This is a genomic window from Flavobacterium sp. HJSW_4 (genome assembly GCF_042436695.1).
Taxonomy (GTDB): domain Bacteria; phylum Bacteroidota; class Bacteroidia; order Flavobacteriales; family Flavobacteriaceae; genus Flavobacterium.
The window spans coordinates 1-2,749 of record NZ_JBHNPP010000073.1 but is presented as its reverse complement, the minus strand read 5'-3'; the positions used below and the strand labels follow the sequence as shown (position 1 = coordinate 2,749).

Below are 2,749 nucleotides of genomic sequence, written 5' to 3'. Positions count from 1 at the left end.
TCTATTGTTCAACATGCCCGACGGACAAACGATAACCAAAGAGTTTGATTTGCAAGTGTACCGTTCTGGGAGGATGAAAATAGATTCGTTGGAGGCGTCCGATCAAATTGTGAATATAATTGATAATTCGGCTGTTGTTGCTGTTACAGTTGCCTTAAAAGGATCTTACGACAATAATCCAATTAATGGAGTTTTCAAATACATAAGAGTTTGGAAAAAGGTAGGCAAAAATTTAAAAGTTATTGCAGGAAGTTGCGTTCAGCTGGCATAAAGTTTGAAGCTGGAAAAATAATATTAACTTAAAATAGAATTAAGTAATCTAAGTGTAAATACGAGCTTAATTTGCGGTAAAATAAATTATATGAAAAATCTAAAAAGAATAAGTTTTCTAGTACTTCTAATGACTTTTGTAATCTCTTGTACAACAATGAAAAATGATACAAATAATGCGGTTTCTGGAAAAGTAGAATCTATTGAAGCAGGAAAAGACGGTTACACAGCAAAAATTACTACAGATGCTAAAGAAGTCTATTTTGCGACAATTAGTATTGTAAACGTTGGCGGCCCTCAAAACTACAAACAATTAAAAATTGGAGATGTAGTATCTGTAAAAGGAGAAAAATGGAAAATGGAGGATGAAAACCACATTAAAGTAACGGAAATCGTTTCGGTTAAATAAAGAAGGAATTCCTGAGAAAAATAAACCATATAAGTGATATAAGTTCATTTAATCTATGCGTAAAGCATATATATGGTTTTAGTAGCTTAAATAAGGAAATAAGCTAAAAAAATAAACCATATAAGTGATATAAGTTCATTTAATATATGCGCAAAGCATACATGAACTTATATTACTTATATGGTTTTAATAATTTTATAAGATTTTTATCGAATACTATCGTGAGCGTGAGTTTGCGTTCCGTTATTCCATAAAGTAAGAATATCTGTAGCTACAGCAGCGCCACTTCCGGCAGCAATGGCCAATTGGCTTCTCCATCCAGCTAAAGTTCCGATTACATAAATGCCGTCAGCAACTTTATGATCTTCGTTTTTTAACTGAATTCGTTGTTTTTCTGGAAGTGCTTTTTTATGAGGTTCAATAAATTGCATTAAACCCTCAATGTCGAAAGTATTGGCAGAACCAATTCCGACTACGATATTTTTTGTTTGGTATGAATTTTTATTTGTTACAACAGTAAATTCAGGATAACTGCCCTCAATTTTCATTACTTTTTCGTTTGGAATTTGAGTAATGTGCGGGTAAGTAGTAGCTAAATCCTGTGCACTTTCAGTTAAAAGTTCAGAACCTAATTTTCCTGGAGTAATTCCGTAAGCGTTATAAAAGATTGCCTCTTGTAAAGAAGAATTTTTCTGATGAGTAAAAATCCCTATTTTTTTATCAGTAACAAAAGTTTTGTTTTTTGCGGATCCTAAGACAAGAGCACAAGACATTCCAGATACTCCTCCGCCAATAATTAAAACATCAAACATATTATCTGTTGTCATTCATTTTTTCTTCAATTCTTTTTGAAATTCTAAAAATCAAAAGAATCAAAACAGCGCAAAATGAAGCGGCGATTCCAATAAAAGCTACAATACTATCTCCCTGAAAAGGATTCTGAAAGTCTAATAGCGTAATATTAAAAACGATTAAAGCTAATGCCAAAAGCACTAAGATTGAAGTGAAAATTTTCATAAGATTGTTTTTGTTTGTCTAAAAGTATAAAGTAAAACTTTATGGGGAAAATTGCCTTAAAGTTGTATTTTAGAAATTTTACGGGGTAAAAGTATAAAAATAAATTTTAGACAAACAAACCTTTAACATTAGCGGCGAATAATTTAACAGCAATTGCTAAAAGTATGACTCCAAATGTCTTGCGAACCACTCCAAGTCCGTTTTCTCCTAAGAGATTTTCGATTTTTTTAGAAGACTTTAAAACGATGTAAACCAGTATGATATTTAGTACAATCGCGATAATGATATTAATAGTATGAAATTGAGATCGAAGCGATAATAAAGTCGTCATGGTTCCCGCTCCAGCAATTAAAGGAAATGCTAAAGGAACGATAGAAGCCGAACCTGGTTCTTCGTCACGATAGATTCTGATTCCTAAAATCATTTCTAAAGCAAGAAAAAATAAAACGAAAGATCCTGCAACGGCAAACGAATGTACATCAATACCAATTAAGTTTAGTAAACCTTCTCCAACAAAAAGAAAAACAATCATAATGGCTCCAGCAACAATTGAAGCTTTTTCAGATTCTATGTGTCCGACTTTTGCTCTCAAATTCACAATAATCGGAATTGAACCAACAATATCAATTACGGCAAAAAGTACCATACTAACGGTAATGATTTCTTTAAAATCGATGTCTAACATATCGCTGTGATTTTTAGGGTTTAAAAAACTGCTGCAAAAGTAGTTAATAAAGTTAGGTGTTTTTTCGTTACCCTGTATTTTTGTTATAAAAACATGTTTTATTGATTAAAAAAGTGATATTTGTAACATTTCGGTATTTCAATTGCTGATTTAAAGAAAAAATCGCGGTTTATTTTTGAACTTAATTTATTTTGATTTTTACTTGAAGATGAATTGATAGAATCAAACGTTAAAAACTATAACCAACTGAAAATCAATTGTTAAATTTGTGTAACTAATTTTAAGTGAAACTGTTATGAAAAAGATGTGGGTTGTTGGGGTTTTAATGCTGTTGGTTTCATTCAATAGTATGCAGGCGCAAATTTTGA

Annotated in this window: 5 protein-coding genes; 2 read left to right on the top strand and 3 right to left on the bottom strand. The window is 31.4% G+C overall.

The window, feature by feature from the left end; genetic code table 11:
* Positions 1 to 271 (top strand): nuclear transport factor 2 family protein (locus ACE01P_RS24315; protein WP_379701651.1); only part of this gene is annotated, 271 nt, incomplete at its 5' end.
* A gap of 90 nt (positions 272 to 361) precedes the next feature.
* The gene (locus ACE01P_RS24310; RefSeq protein WP_379701650.1) at positions 362 to 679 is read left to right on the top strand and encodes a hypothetical protein; all 318 of its coding nucleotides are present in this window, start codon (positions 362 to 364) and stop codon (positions 677 to 679) included.
* A gap of 206 nt (positions 680 to 885) precedes the next feature.
* Here ACE01P_RS24310 and ACE01P_RS24305 read toward each other — a convergent pair whose 3' ends face one another.
* The 3 genes from ACE01P_RS24305 to ACE01P_RS24295 all read right to left on the bottom strand — a co-directional run bounded on the left by ACE01P_RS24305 (position 886) and on the right by ACE01P_RS24295 (position 2,381).
* The gene (locus ACE01P_RS24305; RefSeq protein WP_379701652.1) at positions 886 to 1,491 is read right to left on the bottom strand and encodes an FAD-dependent oxidoreductase; all 606 of its coding nucleotides are present in this window, start codon (positions 1,489 to 1,491) and stop codon (positions 886 to 888) included.
* A 1-nt stretch (position 1,492) separates the two neighbouring features.
* A complete protein-coding gene (locus tag ACE01P_RS24300; protein WP_379701648.1) occupies positions 1,493 to 1,696 on the bottom strand; it encodes a hypothetical protein in 204 nt (67 codons plus the stop codon).
* A gap of 106 nt (positions 1,697 to 1,802) precedes the next feature.
* On the bottom strand, positions 1,803 to 2,381 hold the full coding sequence (locus ACE01P_RS24295; RefSeq protein ID WP_379701647.1) for a MarC family protein: 579 nt from the start codon (positions 2,379 to 2,381) through the stop codon (positions 1,803 to 1,805).
* Positions 2,382 to 2,749 lie beyond the last annotated feature (368 nt).

Coding starts and splice junctions, on each gene's coding strand:
- ACE01P_RS24305 (WP_379701652.1), bottom strand. CDS start 1,491: ATGTTTGATGTTTTAATTATTGGCGGAGGAGTATCTGGAATGTCTTGT.
- ACE01P_RS24295 (WP_379701647.1), bottom strand. CDS start 2,381: ATGTTAGACATCGATTTTAAAGAAATCATTACCGTTAGTATGGTACTT.
- ACE01P_RS24310 (WP_379701650.1), top strand. CDS start 362: ATGAAAAATCTAAAAAGAATAAGTTTTCTAGTACTTCTAATGACTTTT.
- ACE01P_RS24300 (WP_379701648.1), bottom strand. CDS start 1,696: ATGAAAATTTTCACTTCAATCTTAGTGCTTTTGGCATTAGCTTTAATC.